We start from the raw sequence: 458 nt of genomic DNA, 5'->3' as shown, positions 1-458 counted from the left end.
TCGCGCGACGTCAGCTCCTGTCCGAGCGGGACGAACGTCGCCCCGATCCGCATCGTCGCGTGAACGAGCCCGACGGTGCCCACGTACGGGGGCGTGAGCACGCCGATTCGATCGCCCTCGCCGAGTCCGTGCGCGACGAGGCGGCCCGCGGTCTCGGCGACCAGGCGGTCGAGGTCGGTGTAGCTCCACGCCTCGCCGTCCTCGGCGCGGACGAGGGCGGTGTCGTCCGGCGACGAGACCACGCGGTGGGAGAGCCAGTCGCGCATCGGTGTCACCCGCGTCCGCCGAGTACGGTGCGGTTACTCATCCGCCGGCTGGCGCACGGTCAACACCGGCACGTCCGAGGTGCGGACGACGCGCTCCGTGACGCTTCCGAGGAGGTAGCGGTCGATCCCCTTCCGACCGTGGGTCCCCATCACGACGACGTCGATGTCGTGCTCGTCGACGTAGTCCTGAAT

At 70.7% G+C, this 458-nt stretch carries 2 protein-coding genes; both read right to left on the bottom strand.

The window, feature by feature from the left end; genetic code table 11:
• Window positions 1–266 (bottom strand): AMP-binding protein (locus EXE51_RS17440; protein ID WP_158413916.1); only part of this gene is annotated, 266 nt, incomplete at its 3' end.
• A gap of 33 nt (window positions 267–299) precedes the next feature.
• The coding region (locus EXE51_RS17435; RefSeq protein WP_137693187.1) for a universal stress protein at window positions 300–458 on the bottom strand (159 nt) is incomplete at its 5' end.

The organism is Halorubrum sp. CGM5_25_10-8B, assembly GCF_005435095.1.
GTDB classification, from domain to species: Archaea; Halobacteriota; Halobacteria; order Halobacteriales; family Haloferacaceae; genus Halorubrum; species Halorubrum ezzemoulense.
The sequence above is the reverse complement of the archived record's forward strand: the minus strand, read 5'-3'. Positions and strand labels throughout refer to the sequence as shown.